Origin of the sequence: Desulfovibrio ferrophilus, from assembly GCF_003966735.1 — a bacterium.
GTDB classification, from domain to species: Bacteria; Desulfobacterota; Desulfovibrionia; order Desulfovibrionales; family Desulfovibrionaceae; genus Desulfovibrio_Q; species Desulfovibrio_Q ferrophilus.
This window is the reverse complement of the sequence record NZ_AP017378.1, coordinates 1,606,086-1,622,757: the sequence shown is the minus strand read 5'-3', so window position 1 is coordinate 1,622,757 and position 16,672 is coordinate 1,606,086. Positions and strand designations below refer to the sequence as shown.

Below are 16,672 nucleotides of genomic sequence, written 5' to 3'. Positions count from 1 at the left end.
TGTTTCATCTTGCTCCGCATTGTTTCGGCAAGCCCTAGTCACTTAACATAATATGGCTTTTATACCTTTGAGGAATATGCTAATTCGCATGGCAACATAGATGGGGTATTGATCTCCATTTGATTTATGGGGGGATACATGGCTGGGACATCGAACAAGGGTAAGCAGACTGCCGTCAGTTCGCCGGATGAACTGACTCGGCTGATCAATATCGTTGATTCCAAAGGCATCTATGCGGTGGTGACAGGGCTTGTCCTTTTACTGGCTCTGTTGGTGTGGAGTTTTGTGGGGACGGTTCCCGTTACCGTGAACGGCATGGGGATTCTGATTCCACCTGAGGGCCTGATGGACGTGGTGGCAGTGGGGCATGGGCAGATTTCCGATGTTTCGGTCAAGCCCGGAGACGTGCTGCACAAGGGAGATGTTCTGGCCGTGGTGCAACAGCCTCGGATGGAAAATGAGCGACTGAAACTGGTTTCGGAACTGGAGAACGCCAAGCTCTGGTTGCATGAGCGCTCCGCCTACTACGAACGCACCATTGCCATGCGCCAGGGTAACGACGCAGAACAGAGTGATCTGATTACCTTCCAGCGTGCCCATCTGAACGATTATTTTGATTTTTTGCGAAAATTCCTGAGCGACCTTGAGCATATGGACAGGGGCTTCATCACCAAGAAGTACCTCCAGGATATTCGCAATCAGAAGAATATGGTCATGTCGGAGATGTCCACTCGTACACTTCAGCTTTCCGAGATGGACACCAACATGTTCAACCTGCGTAGCGAGGCCGAGTTGGACCTTTTGGGCAATCAGGAAAAGGTCATTGCCCTCGAACTTGCTCTGCGCAGCCTTGAACGTGACCTGAATCTTTCCTCTCACGTGACCAGCCCTTTTGACGGGCGGGTGGTGGAAGTGATTGTGGAGCGCGGCGCCTACGTCTCCGAGGGCCAGGCTGTGGCCGTGCTTGAGCCATTGAATTCACCTTTGGAAGCCATGGTGCTGCTGCCCGTGGAACAGGGCAAGAAGGTTGAGCCGGGCATGGTCGTCTATGTGTATCCCTCCACTGCCGAGAAGGAGGAATACGGCTGCATTTACGGCAAGGTGAAAGATGTTTCTGATTACCCCGTGTCTGCCCAATCTCTGCTCAAAGGGATCGGGCGGCGCGAAGTGGTCAACGCCATGCTGGAATCCGGTGTGATGATTGGGACTTCGGTGACCCTGCTCAAGGACCCGGAGAAGCCTAATCAGTTTCATTGGTCATCATCTTCGGGCCCGGAGGATTTCTCCATTGAGGCCGGAACGATCTGTACCGGAGAGGTCGTGATTTCCTCTAGGCGACCCATTGATCTTGTTTTCCCGAAGCTTTCCCGTGCACTTGGACTGAGGCGTTAGACAGTCATGAAGGACGCAGCTCCCCCCATCATGACGGCCGCTCGGTTCCAGGCCGAGTATCGTGAGCATGCGGGCGGGCTGTGTGGTTATCTTCAGAATTCACTCAGGGGCAACCGTGCTCTGGCGGAAGACCTGGTTCAGGAAGCCTTTATCCGGGCCTGGAACAATCGCCAGAGCCTGCGTGATGCCACAGCCTTTCGGCCCTGGCTCTATTCCATTGCCATGAATCTGCTACGCAGCCATTGCCGCAAGCCTGTGCGAGAAATGCAGGTGGAAGTGGATGATACCCTTCCGGGAGTGGAGGGGCGCGTGCAGGCGCGTGAGGAACTCGAGCGTCTGTCGGAGGCCTTGCAGGAACTGAGTGAAGAGCAGCGCGAGGCTGTGCTTCTGGTTCGTGTGCAGCAAATGACCTTTGCCGAGGCCGCTCTGGCCTTGGATGTGCCCGAGAGCACAGTCAAGACCCGCGTCAGGCGCGGGCTTTTCAAACTGGCCGATCTTCTCGGTCTGTAATCAATTCCTTCGAGCTTTCCAGAGACCAACGTTGCTCCGTGGCCTTGGCCATGCGGCGGCGGCACATGGCCACCAGCGGGGTGTTGCCGTGCTCCAGCCCCATGGTGAAGTAGCGGGGGCCGTGATCGTGCTGCAGCCAGAAGCCGCGCACGACCATGGCGATGGCGATTGCTCCTGACCTGCGCAGGTTTTCGTGCACGAAAACATCGGTGTAGCGAACAGTCTCGGAGGATGTGCGGTGGGTTCCCAGCCAGCCGACGATGTTGCCCTCGTGGCGGAGGAGAAGGCTATTGACGGGTTCGATATGCCGGGATTCTCGCATGGGGTTGGCACGTGGTTCATACCAACCGGAGCGCCCTTGTCGAGAAAGAATAAATTGGGCATCCGTGCGCGACATGTCGCGCCACGGTGTCAGTTCGTAGCCCTTGGGCAGCCCTCCATCGTTCTGGTAGCGTGGATATTCGGTGCGCAGGACTTCGCCGATGGGACCTTTCCAGTCGCCTTTGACCATGAGTAGTTTGGGGCTTGGAGTCGAGTATTGAGCCTTGTGCAACAGGGCCGCCATGGCCGGTGCTCCGGGTAGGCTCTCGCTCCACGAGGTGCTGAAAGTGCGAATCCCCACCTTGGCAAGGAGGTCTTCTGCTGTTTCCAGCAGGGCTGTGCCCAGTCCTTGAAGACGATGCTGAAGGTTGATCAGAACGGAGAGGAGCGTGGCCCGCCCCCGTCCATGCTCGATCAGAATTAGACCGACGGGTTCGCCCTCTTTTGTTAGGGCGCCTATGGCAAGGATGCCATCCTTGCCGGCTTTTTCCAGCTTGGATCGATAGGCCGGGAAGGTCATGCCCGCGAAAGAGGGGGCTGTGGTCGGATTCAGCTGTCGTAAGCGGTAAGGCATTTGGTGGAACTCCACGTTTTTTCAAGAGCGAATCATCTATTGGCACGTTGTTGTAGCTATCGCGTCTCCAGCCTGTCCATGATTTCGCTGTGGGTCAGTTCTTGTCCTTCTAGGACGATGGTGCTGCCGCCATTATCATAGGAGATGATGGTTTTGCCGTTCTCGGTGCTGATGGTCAGGTCATCAGGGGCAACGCCTTCGATGATGATTTTGTCTTCGCTGGGATCGAAGTCGGTGATGACCGCATTGGTATCCTCTGCTTCGAAAATGAAGACATCGTTGCCTGAACCACCGGTGATTTCATGGAGATCGACACTGCCATCTGTGTATTGCCCTGCACCGCCTACGTAGATGGTGTCGTTTCCTTCACCCCCCGATATGGTGTCGCTGCCGAAGGCTCCATGAATTTCGTCGTCTCCGGTTCCGCCATCCAGCAGGCTTGAACCACGGCCATACATGGTGTCGTCACCCGATCCTCCGTACATGGTGTCTCCACCTGTCATGGAATCGTTGCCGGAGCCTCCGTACATGGTGGTGGTGTGATCACCATCCAGGGTATTGCCGCGATATCCCCCTTCCATGGTGTCGTTGCCCTCGCCACCATACATGGAGTTGTCTCCGCCGCCTCCGTTGAGGTAATCGTCGCCCGACCCCCCGTACATGGTGTCACTATTCTTGCCGCCGAACATCGAGTCATCGCCCGTGCCACCATAGAGATGGTTGGAGCCTCGGCCCCCGCTCATGGTGTCGCTTCCTTCACCGCCGTACATCCAATCGTCGCCAGAGGCTCCTTTCATGGAGTCATTGCCAGTGCCGCCGTACATGGTGTCTTCGCCAGCCCCGCCATCCATGGTGTCGTTGCCGGTCTTGCCGTACATTCTGTCATCCCCGGAATCGCCTTTCATGTAGTCTCTGCCCGCGCCACCATACATGGTGTCCTCACCCAAGCCGCCTTTCATTGTGTCGTTGCCTGTGCCGCCGGACATCCAGTCATCCCCGGAATCGCCCTTCATGTAGTCTCTACCTGAGCCTCCGTAGAGAGTGTCCTCACCGGTGCCGCCTTTCAGGGTGTCGTTGCCGGAACCACCGGACATCCAATCATGCCCGGAACCGCCTTTCATGGAATCGGAGCCGGAACCTCCATACATAGAGTCTTCACCAGCTCCACCGTACATGGTGTCGTGGCCCCATCCACCTTTCATGGTGTCGTCGCCGGACAGCCCCCACATTTTGTCACTCCCTCGGCCACCGAGGATTTCATCATCGCCGAAGCCACCCCAGACGGTCATGCCGCCAGACCTGGAGCTTCCCGACTCGCTGTCGTCTCCCTTGCCGCCGACGATTATGTCGAGTTCGGCATCGGAAAGTTCCTGTCTGGGCATGTTCATGAAACTGATGGCCTGCTGTTCGCTCACGGGCAGGTTCAGCTCTTGCCCTAGAGCAGTGATCTCGGCGATGCCACTTTTGGCATCCTTGGCGTTCATGACCCGGCTGAGGCTGGTTTTATCTTTAATAATAGCGAGGTAAAGTTTGTGCTCGGTGGAGTTCATGGCTGCTCCTGTGTTGGCGGTGGCGTTTTCTGTCTGCTTATTGTCATTGTGTACTGATCAGACGTTTGAGGGAGATGAATAGTTTCAATCCTTCTGGGTATTTTCCCAAATTTCATCGGCTGTCATATGGGTGCCCTGGAGAGTGATTGTGGACGTGTTGCCGTCTGCGTCAGTGAAGGTGATGATTGTGGATGTTCCCGTTCCTTCAACCTGAAGTTGATCCTGGCTGGTCAGGCCGTCAATGGCTAGGCGGTCGCTGGCGGGGTTAAAATCAGTGATAGTGTCGTTGCCGGATTCCCCATCAAAAACAAAGACATCGCTACCGCCACCACCACTGAGCAGATCGTCACCCGCTCCGCCCGTGAGGGTGTCCTGGCCTTCGCCACCATCAAGAATATCGCCACCTGTTCCGCCATTGAGGCGGTCATCACCCTGGCCGCCCTGCAGAGTATCGTCACCACTTCCACCGTTCAAATGGGAGGCTCCGCGGTCAGGGGAAAAACTGGAAGCGTCCAGATAGTCGTTGCCGCTGCCACCATCCAGAGTATCGTCGCCCGTCCCTCCATAGAGGGAGTCGTCGCCCTCGCCTCCAGAGATTTTGTCATCCCCATGACCACCATTGATGAGGTCATTGCCGGTTCCCCCATCCAGCTTGTCTTCTCCTGCACCGCCTCTGATGGTGTCGTCGCCTTCACCGCCGCTCATGTTCTGAGCACCCGCATCCAGATCGCCACCGGTCATGCTGTCGTTGCCGGAGCCGCCATACATGAAGTTGTCGCCACTGCCACCTTCCATGGTGTCATTGCCGGAACCGCCATACATGGTGTCGTCTCCGTGGCCTCCGCTCATGGAGTCGTTTCCTGTTCCCCCCATCATCCTGTCGGTGCCACTGCCGCCATACATGGTGTCATGGCCTGTACCGCCATACATGCGCTGTGCTCCAGCGTCACCGTATGTCCCTCCGTACATGAGGTCGTTTCCGCTGCCGCCATACATGGTGTTGTCGCCCGATCCGCCGTGCATGGTGTCGTTGCCGGAGCCGCCGGACATCCAGTCGTCGCCGGAGTCGCCTTTCATGTAATCGTTGCCCGACCTTCCATAGAGCGTGTCGTGGCCGGAACCGCCATGCAGCTTGTCATTGCCCAAGCCACCGGACAAGTAGTCCTCGCCCGAGTCTCCATAGAGCTTGTCGTTGCCACTGCCGCCGTACAGAGTGTCGTGGCCAGTTCCCCCTCGCAGGGTGTCGTGGCCTGAGCCGCCGGAGAGATAGTCCTCTCCCGTGTTTCCATAGAGTTTGTCGTTGCCGGTTCCACCGTACAAGGTGTCGTGCCCGCTACCGCCAGAAAGGGTGTCGTTGCCGGAGCCACCATACAGTTTGTCTTCGCCGGAGTTGCCGAACAGTCGGTCGTGGCCTCCACCGCCTTTGAGAGTATCGTGGCCCGATCCTCCCATAAGGGTGTCGTTGTAAGAGCTCCCTGTGATCAGATCGTCGCCCCACCAGCCACAGATGCACCAGCCCTTGGGTTTGGAATCGCCGGAATCACCCCCGCCCCCTTTGCCACCAACAATATAATCAAGTTCAGTGTCCGAGAGTTCCCGACTCGTGACCTCATGGAGGAATCGAACCACTTGCTCCTCAGTCACAGGAAGGTTTAGTTTTTGTCCCAACGCGGTAATCTCGTTGATTCCACTGGCGGCATCCTTGGCATTGGTGATGCGGCGAAGGATGTCTTTGTCGCTGACAATGGCCTGGTAGAGTTTTTGCTCTGTGGAGGTCATATTGTATCCTTGGGGTTCGGTGGTCTTTTGGAACAACTTGCTTCAGCTTCTATAGACTCAGACTTTTTTCATGCAAAAAAGTTTCAATTTCATTGGGTATTTTCCCAGACTTCGTCAGCCGTCATCGTGACTCCCTCAAGAGTAATTGTGGAGTGGCCGTAAGTGATGACGGTGTTTCCGTCTTGAGTTGTGACGGAGATGTCGTCTTGCGTGGGGTTGCCCAGAAAGCTCAGGCGATCCTCGCCGGGGGTGAAATCCGTGACTGTGTCGTGACCATAGTCATTGCCGAAGACGAAAACATCGCTGCCTTCACCGCCGGTCAATACGTCGTCTCCCGGGTCACCGAAGAGATGTCCCCAGAACGTGAAAGCGTCACTCGATCCGCCATACAGCGTGTCATCGCCTTCGCCACCAGCCAGTGTGTCTGTCCCTTTGCCGCCATCCATGGAGTCGTCACCCGTGCCGCCATCCATGGAGTCGTCACTGTACCCGCCAGACATGTGGTCATTGCCAGCCCCACCATCCATGGTGTCGGCTCCGTCGTCGCTGTCCCAGGAGAACTTGCCGCCCTCCATGGTGTCATCGCCCGTTCCACCTTCCATGGAGTCAGCACCGGAGCCTCCTGTCATTTGGTCGTCACCCGCGCCGCCGTCCATGGTGTCGTTTCCAGAATCACCCTTCATGGAGTCGTCGCCTGCGTCACCGCTGAGACCGTCGTCCCCCTGGCCTCCCTGCAAGGTATCGTCACCCGCGCCACCCGACATGGTGTCGTCCCCCAGTTGACCATCCATGTCATCGTCGCCATCACCGCCAGACATTTGGTCGTTTAGGATGTCATCGGCTGAGAGTTCGACGCCTTGCAGGGTGATGCTTGTCTCGCCATAGGTGATGATGGTGTTGCCATCCTGAGTGCTGACGCTGACATCTTCCGGAGCTGGGTCGCCTTCGAGAATTAATTGGTCCTCGGCGGGATTGAAATCGGTAATGACGTCGTTGCCGTCGGCCCTGCCGAAACTGAAGGTGTCGCCGCCCTGGCCGCCGGTCAGTTGGTCGTCCCCGCTGCCGCCAGAGAGAGTGTCGCTGCCTTGGTCGCCACTCAGCGTGTCGTTACCCGAGCCGCCAACGAGAACATCGTTACCTTCGCCACCGGAGATGTTGTCGTTGCCCTTCTGACCTTCGAGATGGTCGTTGCCCGCGCCGCCATCGATCTGGTCGTCACCGTCCACGCCGTACAGGGAGTCGTTGCCCGCGCCACCGCTCATCGAGTCGTCGCCATCCCAGCCGGTCATCTGGTCGTTGCCCTCACCGCCTGCCATGGTGTCGTTGCCATCGCCGCCGGACATGCTGTCGTTGCCAGCACCGCCCTGCATGGAATCGTTACCGCTGCCGCCGTACATGGTGTCGTTGCCCGCGTCGCCATATATGGTGTCGTGGCCATCATTCCCCAACATGTAGTCGCTGCCATCGCCGCCGGACAGGTAGTCGTTTCCGTCCTCCCCGCTCATGAAATCGTTTCCGTCTTCACCATACAGTCTGTCGTTGCCGGTGCCTCCCCAGATAGCGTCGTCACCAGCTCCACCATGCAGAGAGTCATTACCGGAGTCGCCATGCACCCAGTCGTCTCCATCACCGCCATCAACATAGTCGTTGCCGGATCCGCCATGCATGGTGTCTTCGCCTCCGTATCCGTACATGGTGTCCTCGCCGGAGCCGCCATCCATGTTGTTGTCCCAGAAGGTGCCCATGAGCAGTTCGCTTTTGCCACCCACGACCATGCCCAATTCCTTGTCCGAGAGTTCTCGGCCATTCTCGTGGCAAAGGAAGTCATGAGCATCTTCTGTTGAGACGGTGAGGTCGTGTTCTTCTCCAAAGGCCCGGATCAGGCCAGTTTGTTCTTCTGTGGTTTGGGCTGCCATCAGGCGGCGAAGAAATTCAGGGTCGGTGGCAATCAGCGCGTGGAGTCTGTTGTCGGCAGTCATTGTGCTTCCTTCAGCGACAGAGGAGTTTCAAGCGTAAGGAGAGGTTCCGGTCAGATGTCGAATTTCCATCCCTGTGGAATGGACGCCATTCAAGGCCAAATAATTTCATTAATTCTGATTGATGTTATTCCAGACCTCTTCGGCACTCATCTCGGTACCCTCAAGGGTGATGGTGGTGTCGCCGTAGGTGATGATGGTGTTGCCGTCCTGAGTCGTGACGTTGATGTCGCCCTGGCCGGGGTTGCCGATCAGCTTCAGGCGATCTTCGGAGGAGTCGAAGTCCGTTATGGTGTCGTTGCCATCGCCCCGGCCGAAGACGAAAACGTCGTTGCCCGAGCCGCCGGTCAGCAGGTCGTCGCCCGTGCCGCCGCGCAAGAGGTCGTCACCCTCACCGCCGTCAAGTCTATCGTCGCCACTCCCACCGGAAAGAGTATCGTTGCCCGCTTCTCCATAGAGGGTGTCGTTGCCTGAGCCGCCAAACAACTTGTCATCACCGTCTCCGGCGATGAGTCTATCGTTTCCCTGTCCGCCTCCGAGTACGTCGTTGCCGATGTCGCCAAGGAGAAGGTCGTCGCCCGTGCCGCCATACATGCTGTCGTCGCCTGCACCACCAGCCATCCAGTCGCTACCCGAGCCGCCGCGCATGGAATCGTCACCCTCGCCGCCGTCCATGAAATCGCCGTCGGCTCCGCCATACATGGTGTCATTGCCGGTCCCGCCCTTCATGGTGTCGTTGCCGCTGCCACCAAGCATGGTATCGTCGCCGGTGGCGCCGTCCATCCAGTCGTTGCCTGCTCCCCCGTCCATGTAGTCGCCGCCGCCGTCCTCGGCATTGGTTGTGAAACTTATTCTTATACCATCTTCAGTATATCCAACCACTGTATGGGTCGTATCGCCGGTCATGACGTCGTTGCCCGAGCCTCCGTACATGGTGTCCGAATCATTGCCGCCTTCCATGGTGTCGTTGCCCGCTCCGCCGGACATTTCACACCAGCCCATGCTGACCATGCTGTCATCGCCGGAGCTGCCGGACAGGAAGTTCTCGTTGTAGCTGATATAGAAAGGGTTTTCATCCCGGTCATGGACGAGCTTCCCGCCCGCCACGGCTTCGAGTTCCTGATCGGAGAGTTCGCGGCCATTGAGGATCGACAGAAATTGCCCCACTTGCTCCCTGGAAACGGGGATGTCGTTCTCCTTGCCAAAGGCATGAATCAGGTCGATCTGCTCATCCATGGAATCTGCTTCCATCAAGGCTCCCAACCGGCCGGGGTTGGTGACAATCAGAGTGTAGAGCTGTTTTTCCTTGTTGTTCATGGCTTCCTCTCAAAGCTTCCTGATGGTCAGGATGTTGTGTGACCGAGTGATGGATCGGGCGCCTAATGACCCTGCTGGATATTCTCCCAGACCTCTTCGGCACTCATCTCGGTGCCTTGCAAGGTCACGGTGGAATCTCCAAAAGTGATGATGGTGTTGCCGTCCTGGTTGGTCACGGTGAAATCATTGGGGGATTGCGCAGCCATGCGGAGTTGATCGGAGTTGGGGTCAAAGTCCGTGATGGTGTCGTGTCCTACGGAGCCATCGATGACAAAGATGTCGTTGCCCCAGCCGCCGGTCAGCAGGTCGTCGCCTGTACCGCCGTCCAGGTAGTCGTCTCCGCCGCCGCCATCGAGGGTGTCGTTGCCTGCGCCGCCGTAGAGTGCGTCTTCGCCGCCACCCCATTCGCCGCCGCTGATCACATCGTTGCCCTCGCCACCTTCAAGGGTGTCATTGCCGTAGCTGCCATCCAGGGTGTCATTGCCGGTTCCGCCGTTCAAGCGATCGTCGCCACCGTCGCCCCAGAGGTCGTCATTGCCGGCGTCACCCTTGAGGGTGTCGTTGCCTGCCCCACCATCAAGGATGTCGTTACCCTCGCCGCCGCGCATGTAGTCGTCGCCGGTTCCGCCCTCCATGATGTCGCTACCGGCTTCGCCAAACAGGGTGTCGTTGCCGGAGCCGCCATTCATGCGGTCACTGCCATCGCCACCGCGCATGAAGTCGTTGCCGGAGCCGCCATCCATGCGGTCGCCACCTTCACCACCCCACATCAGGTCGTTACCGGCACCGCCGTCCATCGTGTCATATCCTTCGTCTCCGTAGAGCCAGTCATTGCCTGCGCCGCCGTACAGGTCGTCGTCTTCGCCACCGCCGTACATGGTGTCGTTGCCGTCGCCGCCGTCAAGCACGTCAAAGCCACTGCCGCCGGAGAGGTAATCGTTGCCAGCATCGCCTTCGAGGAGGTCGCCACCATTCCCACCCCAGAGGGAATCGTTTCCGTCTCCGCCGTGCAGGGTGTCGCTGCCATCGCCACCTTTGAGGTTGTCGTTGCCCGTGCCGCCATCCATGAGGTCGTGGCCCGTCTCGCCCCAGAGAGTGTCGTTGCCCGCGCCACCAGACAGAGTGTCGTTGCCCTCGCCACCCTGCAGATTGTCGTTACCCTCGCCGCCATCCAGATAGTCCCTACCTGTGCCCCCGAAGAGAGAGTCGTTGCCAGATCCGCCGAAAACGGTGTCGTCGCCGCGGTCACCCTGCAGCCAGTCGTTGCCGGTTCCGCCGTCTACAAAATCATTGCCCGATCCGCCCAGTAGCGTGTCGTTTCCGCCACCGCCAAAGAGGTAGTCGTTATCCAGACCGCCAAAGAAGTAATCGTCGCGCCAGGTGCCATCAAAGATATCGGTTTTGCCACCGATCACCATGCCCAATTCGTTATCGGACAGTTCGCGGTTGTTCATGGAGCCAAGAATATCGCGGACCACGGTCTCTTTCACATCCAGATTCAAGAGCCGCCCCTGATTCAGGACCGCTTTGATTCTGGCATCGAGTGTCGGAGCATTGAGCACAAGGCTCAGCCGTTGCTGATCCGAAACAATGGCCTGGCAGAGTTTGCGTTCGTTGCGGGTCACGATTGATTCTCCCTTGCTGCGGCCCTCGATAAGGCTTCGTAGCGTTTCCGAGGGGCGTGGCGGCAGAGTGGAGACTTTGGATAACGGAGTCATGGCCTGCCATGCGGATCGGAGCCTGTCGCGTTCCTGCTTAGTCAGACTGGGGTCCGACAGCAGTTCCTGAAGCTGTGAAGTAAGCTTGTGGGACATGATTCACCCTTTCTTGTGAGCGCTCGGTAAGAAGTGGGGTTTGCAATACAGACGCTTGATGTCGGCAAATAGTTTCACTGTGTTTCCATATTTAATATGAAATTATCCGGCTTTAAATTCCTTAGAAATTCAGGCATGATCCCCCAAACTGGATGGACCTGCAATACGCTGTCGCAGTACTTTTGCTGGCCGTTGATACAGAGAGGGAGAGACCATGAGGGGGAACTCAGGGGTACTGAAGTTTCGCGCCAGGTGTAAAACACCCGTTGTGTTGCAGATGGAAGCCGTTGAATGCGGTGCTGCAGCCTTGGGGAGTGTGCTTGGATTTCATGGACGACATATACCCTTGTCGGAGTTGCGTGAGCAATGCGGAGTCAATCGCGATGGTTCGCGTGCCTCCAACATCGTTCGTGCCGCTCGGGCACAGGGGCTTGAAGCTTCGGGCTATCAGCGCAGCGCCGAGGAAGCCCTGACTCGAACAACGTTCCCGGCCATTGCCTTCTGGAGGCAAAGCCATTTCGTGGTTCTCGAGGGAACCCAGGGTGATCGCGTCTGGATCAATGATCCGCAGGGCGGGCACCGTCGCCTGTCCATGGATGAGTTTGCCAAGGATTATTCCCTTGTGATCCTGGAATTCAAGCCTGGTTCGGAATTTGAGAGACAGGAGCGCTCCTCGGACTTGATTGAGGGCATGAGGAGCCGTCTGTCCGGGGATCGCAACTCGGTCCTGTTGATTGTGCTCCTGAGCCTTTTGCTGGCCGCGCCTTCCATGGCGGTTCCGGTCTTTACCAAGATATTCGTGGATAACGTGCTGGTGGCCAAATCCCTGAACTGGGCCGGTCCCGTCCTGGGGGCCATGCTCTTGGCTCTTGTGCTGAAGTATACCTTGACCTGGATGCAGCAACATTACATCCTCAAGCTGCAGACCAAGTTGACGCTGACCTCGTCGGCGACCTTCATGTGGCATGTGCTGCATCTCCCTGCCAAATTCTTTTCGCAACGCTACGCTCCCGAAATCACGCAACGCTGTCGTCTGAATGAGATTCTGGCTGGAACGCTGTCCGCGCAGTTGGCCACGGGGCTGCTTAACCTGCTGCTGGCAGTGCTGTATCTGCTGGCCATGTTCTTCTTCGATATCTGGCTTGGGTTGCTGACACTTGTGGTGATTGCCCTGAATGCTGGCTTCGTGCAGTGGATGGGCCCTTCACGGCGCGAGGAGTACCTGCGCATGGCTCAGGATTCAGCCAAGGTGGAGGCCACAGCCATGGCCTCGCTCCAAGCCATGGAAACAGTCAAGGCCCAGGCCATGGAAGAGGATGTTTTTTCCTTCTGGGCCGGGAACCATGCCGCAGCGGCCACGGGCGCCCAACGCCTGGGCGTGATCTCCAATCGCATGAATCTGGCGCCGATGCTGCTCATGGGCCTGTCTGGAGCATCGATTATCGGCATCGGGGCTTTGCGGGTCGTTTCCGGAGACATGACCTTGGGTGAGCTGGTGGCCTTTCAGGTCCTGGCAGGGATGCTGCTCGGACCGGTCATGCAGTTGGCCGGTCTTGGGGGAGCGCTGCAGGATGCTGCGGCAGGCATGCGCAGGCTGGACGATGTGCTCAGTCACCCGGCGGATATTGATGCCGGAGAGATGATGGTCGAACAGGATGTGGTGCTGGCCGAGGCCGGACATCTTGACGGTAGCATTGAGCTCAGAGAACTCACTTTTGGCTATAGCCCCCTCGATCAGCCATTTATCAATGATTTTTCGCTTAACCTCGCCCCAGGTGCCCGGGTGGCGCTGGTGGGTGGCTCGGGCAGTGGCAAGTCTACTCTGGCCCGGATTGCGGCGGGATTGTATCAGCCTTGGAAGGGCGATGTTCTGCTTGGAGGCAAGCCGCGTTCCCAATGGCCCGCTTATGTGTTGCGCAACGGAATTCAGATGGTGGATCAGCAGATCGTGCTGTTTGCCGGTACGGTGCGCGACAATCTGACCCTGTGGAATCCGGCAGTGTCCGACGAGGACCTGATTCGGGCCTGCAAGGATGCCTGCATCTATGATTTCGTGATGAAGCTGCCGGGAGGACTGGATGGGACCCTGGTCGAAAATGGACGCAACCTGTCAGGCGGACAACGCCAGTGTCTGGAGATCGCCAGAGCGCTGGCCGTTAATCCGTCCATCCTGATTCTGGATGAAGCCACCAACTCACTGGATACACTTCGTGAGCAGACCCTCGATACCAATTTGCGCCGCCGGGGCTGCACCTGTCTGATCGTGGCACACCGGCTGTCCACCATTCGTGATGCGGATGAAATCGTTGTCATGAGTCGCGGCAAGGTGGTCGAGCGTGGAACCCATGATGATTTGATGTCCCGCCAGGGGCTGTATCAGCGGCTGATCCGCTCGGAGGGGAACTAATCATGGCTGCAACAGCACCCAGAAGACGTATCGAGCTTGATTCCCTGGATATGGCTTGGAAAGTGACGGGCGGGGATGCCTATATCGTTGCAGAACCAGCGGCGGGCAGCGGCCTGCCCCGCGGCACGGAAACCCTTGCTCGAATCGGTCATGACGGGGTTGTGGTCGGAGTGACTGCGGGAGAGTTCTGCAATTTGGTCCGGGTGAATCTGGAAGCGACCCCCAACGCTCGTCTGACGCCGGTGGATCCTTTGGCGCTGGCCAGGGCCTGTGCCCGGGATAATGGTCATGGTGTGGCTCGGGTCATGGAACTGGTGCGTCAACTGGCAATCTCCATCAATAGTGAGATCCCTGCCGCCAGAGTCAGCAAGATGCTCAAACCCGGCAGTAACTTTACGCTTCCCGGTGGGTTTGCCTGTTCGGCGCTGGAAGAGTGCTGGTTTACCTTTGAGGAGGGGAGTTGCCGATATGGTGGGGATCATGAGATCGGCAAGCTCAAGCCCGGCGGAGTTTATCCCCTGTGTGGGAACCTTTGGATTGAGGTGCAGGAGCGGACGCGACTGGTGGTACTGGCTACGGCGCGGCTGTCAGAAGCGGGACGGTTTTTTCCGGCCTTGGCGGGGTTCTCTCAGCTAGTCATGCAGGCCTGTTGCGAGCGTTTTTCGGCTTCGGACATCAAGCAGTTCGTGCAGTTGGCCCGCAGCGTTCAGCATCGTCGCGAGCGCTTTGCCAAGACTCTGGAACAGGGTGCGTCCATTGTGGAGAGGGATGGAGCCGTGGTGCCAACCATGGATCTGCCCTTGTCCGAGACCCTGCGTCTGATCACTTCGGCTCAGGGCATGACGCTGGAGGAACCGCCGAGGCTGGCCGACAGCCGTGAGGCACAACTTGAAGATATTCTGGGTCATAACGGCATTTTTTCGCGCACGGTTGCTCTGCAAGGGCAGTGGTTTGAAAACGATTGCGGTCCATTGCTGGGTTGGCTGGATGCCGGGAATGGGCAGTCCTCTCCCGTGGCTTTACTGCCGCGTAGCTCAGGGGGCTATACCCTGACGAATCCCGAAGATGGTCTGCTGCTGCCGCTGACGGAGGAACTTGCCCAGCGCCTGGATGCCGAAGGCTTACAGCTTTATGTGCCTTTGCCCACAGGACAACTATCGCCGCTGAAGCTCATGCAGCACAGCCTCAAAGGACGCAACCGCGATTTGATCACTGTGGGAGTGATGGGAATCCTTGGCGGCTTGATGGGATTTGCCGTGCCCGTGGGCACTGCCTTGGTCGTGGACAGTGTGATTCCCAGCGGTCAGTTGGGACTGCTCGGGCAGATTGTCGCCGGGTTGGTCATGTTGGCCATTGGCGGAGCTGTGTTCGAGTTGGTCAAGGGACTGGCCATGCTGCGTGTCGAGAGCATGGCACAGGTCTCGCTGCAATCCGGCGTGTTCGGTCGCCTGCTTCGCCTGCCTCCCGGGTTCTTCAACAAATTCAGTTCCGGTGACCTGGCCAACCGGGCCATGGCGGTGGACGGCATTCGCCAGCGTCTGTCCGGGGCGGTGCTGACCACGCTGCTGTCATCCCTTTTTGCACTGGCCAACATTGGCCTGTTGCTTGTGTATTCCTGGCAACTGGCCGTTGTGGTGACGGGAATTTTGCTGCTTACCGGGCTTGGGGCTTGGCTGGGGGTGAAATCCCAGATGCGTATGCAACTCAGCATGCAGAATGTCATCGGCAAATTGGCTGGATTTGAATTGGAAATGATCCTGGGCATCAACAAACTGCGGGCAGCCGGGAGTGAATCCAATGCCTTTGCGCGCTGGATGCTGATGTTTTCCGAATTGCGCAAGCTGTCCTATGGCATTGGCAAGGGCATGGCTGCCATGCTCTGCTTCAGTGAAATTCTGCCTCTGTTCGCCACATTGTGCGTCTTTTCGACGTTGATGCTGACGGGCTTGTTCGCTGAGCTGTCCCTGGGCAGTTTCCTGGGGTTCAACGCCGCCATGGGGCAATTGACCATGGCCGTGGGATCATTGGCTTCGCTCGCCTTTTCCCTGATGTTCATTACGCCCATGTACCAGCGGGCGAGGCCCATTCTGGAGACGCCCCCCGAGACCCACAAGGCTCTGGAGTCTCCCGGAGAACTCAAGGGTCGGGTGGAGGTCTCCAACGTCAGATTCCGCTACGAGGGGGCCCAAAGCTGGGCCTTGTGTGGTGTGAGTCTGCGGGCCGAACCCGGTGAACTGGTGGCGATTGTGGGTGAATCCGGTTCTGGAAAGAGCACGCTGCTCAAGTTGCTGCTCGGTTTCTACGAGCCTTTGGCCGGTGCGGTGCTGTATGACGGCAAAGACCTTGCGCGTCTGGACAAGGGGCGTGTTCGTCGTCAGATCGGCGCAGTGATTCAGAACGGTGAGCTGATTCAGGGCAATGTCTTTTTCAATATCATGGGCGCTCGTGGCGGTGACGAGGATGATGCCTGGGAGGCTGCGCGTCTGGCTGCTGTGGATGAAGATATTCGGGCCATGCCCATGGGCATGCAGACCTTTGTCCCTCATGGTGGAGGAACATTCTCCGGCGGTCAGAAGCAGCGCATCATGATTGCTCGGGCCTTGGCAAAGCGCCCGGTGGTCGTCTTCATGGACGAGGCCACAAGCAATCTGGACAATGTGAGCCAAGCCAAGGTCATGGAGAACATCAAGCGCATGCACGCCACACGAGTGGTGATTGCCCATCGCCTGAGCACCATTCAGGAAGCCGATCGTATCTATGTCATGCGAGGCGGGGCCGTGGTGGAAGAGGGCGACTACACGTCATTGATGAAAGCCGGGGGATTGTTCTCCTGTCTGGCCGCAAGGCAGAAGATTTAGGGAGACCGCATGGGAAAGTATCTGGTGTGGGGACTTTACTCACTGGCTGTGTTTATTTGTCTGTATTGGATCGTGTCCAGCCTTGTGAATGGTCAGCCTGAACTGGGGCTTCTCAAACCATTGGTCCCACTGCTGGCTGGGAGCCTTTCAGTTTGAGCCAGAAGGCCGTTTCAG

General features: G+C 57.9%; 10 protein-coding genes. 4 read left to right on the top strand and 6 right to left on the bottom strand.

Annotated elements, in window-relative coordinates; all coding sequences use genetic code 11:
• Nucleotides 1-138 precede the first annotated feature (138 nt).
• On the top strand, nt 139-1,392 hold the full coding sequence (locus tag EL361_RS07535; protein WP_172961670.1) for an NHLP bacteriocin system secretion protein: 1,254 nt from the start codon (nt 139-141) through the stop codon (nt 1,390-1,392).
• Nucleotides 1,393-1,398: 6 nt separating this feature from the next.
• Entirely contained in the window at nt 1,399-1,902 is a 504-nt protein-coding gene (locus tag EL361_RS07530) for an RNA polymerase sigma factor (protein WP_126378159.1), read from the top strand.
• Here EL361_RS07530 and EL361_RS07525 read toward each other — a convergent pair.
• The 6 genes from EL361_RS07525 to EL361_RS07500 all read right to left on the bottom strand — a co-directional run bounded on the left by EL361_RS07525 (nt 1,874) and on the right by EL361_RS07500 (nt 11,233).
• Nucleotides 1,874-2,797 carry a GNAT family N-acetyltransferase gene (locus EL361_RS07525; RefSeq protein WP_126378157.1) on the bottom strand — a complete coding sequence of 308 codons (924 nt, stop codon included), beginning with the start codon at nt 2,795-2,797 and terminating at the stop codon, nt 1,874-1,876. The two genes, EL361_RS07530 and EL361_RS07525, sit on opposite strands and share 29 nt — an antisense overlap.
• 56 nt (nt 2,798-2,853) lie before the next feature.
• Nucleotides 2,854-4,347 (bottom strand): calcium-binding protein, encoded by a 1,494-nt coding sequence (locus EL361_RS07520; protein WP_126378155.1) that lies wholly within the window; start codon nt 4,345-4,347, stop codon nt 2,854-2,856.
• Between the two features lie 84 nt (nt 4,348-4,431).
• Complete coding sequence (locus EL361_RS07515; RefSeq protein WP_126378153.1) at nt 4,432-6,126, bottom strand: calcium-binding protein; 1,695 nt, start codon at nt 6,124-6,126, stop codon at nt 4,432-4,434.
• A gap of 89 nt (nt 6,127-6,215) precedes the next feature.
• Nucleotides 6,216-8,105: a hypothetical protein gene (locus tag EL361_RS17315; protein WP_126378151.1), complete on the bottom strand. Its 1,890-nt coding sequence runs from the start codon at nt 8,103-8,105 to the stop codon at nt 6,216-6,218.
• 108 nt (nt 8,106-8,213) lie between these two features.
• Complete coding sequence (locus EL361_RS07505; protein ID WP_126378148.1) at nt 8,214-9,419, bottom strand: calcium-binding protein; 1,206 nt, start codon at nt 9,417-9,419, stop codon at nt 8,214-8,216.
• Between the two features lie 62 nt (nt 9,420-9,481).
• Nucleotides 9,482-11,233 carry a calcium-binding protein gene (locus EL361_RS07500; protein ID WP_126378146.1) on the bottom strand — a complete coding sequence of 584 codons (1,752 nt, stop codon included), beginning with the start codon at nt 11,231-11,233 and terminating at the stop codon, nt 9,482-9,484.
• A 277-nt stretch (nt 11,234-11,510) separates the two neighbouring features.
• On the opposite strand from EL361_RS07500, the gene EL361_RS07495 reads away from it, so the two are divergent.
• Both EL361_RS07495 and EL361_RS07490 read left to right on the top strand, forming a co-directional pair.
• Nucleotides 11,511-13,640 (top strand): NHLP family bacteriocin export ABC transporter peptidase/permease/ATPase subunit, encoded by a 2,130-nt coding sequence (locus tag EL361_RS07495; protein ID WP_172961669.1) that lies wholly within the window; start codon nt 11,511-11,513, stop codon nt 13,638-13,640.
• A 2-nt stretch (nt 13,641-13,642) separates the two neighbouring features.
• Entirely contained in the window at nt 13,643-16,498 is a 2,856-nt protein-coding gene (locus tag EL361_RS07490; protein WP_126378142.1) for an NHLP bacteriocin export ABC transporter permease/ATPase subunit, read from the top strand.
• Nucleotides 16,499-16,672 lie beyond the last annotated feature (174 nt).